A 517-nucleotide genomic window follows, 5' to 3' on the forward strand; every position below is an offset into this window, starting at 1 on the left:
TAGCAAGTAAAGTCGCATCATTCACTAACTTTTCACTCGCTTGCAGAATTGCACGCCCTCTTTCCAAAATGAGCTTACCCGCCTCCGTAAAGAGCGCTTTGTGTCCTGAACGGTCAAAAATATTGATGTCGAGATCTTGTTCGAGCTTTTGGATTTGGTAACTCAGTGAAGATGGTGCTCTATCGAGCTCATTTGCCGCTGCCGCAAAGCTGCCTCTGCGATCTATCGCATCCAAGATATGGAGCGCTTCTAAAGTGATAGGGCTCTGCACGATAACTCCCTTTGTGTGATGTGAATCACAGCTGTGATATTTGGATAGATTTGTCAGAAATCGTTTTCAACAATATAACACACTGATAAATAAAGACTAGAAATGCCAAGCATTCAAGAATAGACGACATCAAAATTTGAATGCTAAAATGATAATGATAGTAATTATTATTTAGATCCATTAACATTTGCGCGTTGTTATTGCCTATTATGGATTTAAGGTATTGAAACCAATGTATAATAAATC

Annotated in this window: 1 protein-coding gene; it reads right to left on the bottom strand. The window is 38.9% G+C overall.

The window, feature by feature from the left end; translation table 11 throughout:
- Positions 1–271 (bottom strand): LysR family transcriptional regulator (locus R7093_RS28140; RefSeq protein WP_318147397.1); only part of this gene is annotated, 271 nt, incomplete at its 3' end.
- Positions 272–517: the final 246 nt, after the last annotated feature.

The sequence above is a fragment of the Vibrio sp. 1580 genome, from assembly GCF_033340055.1.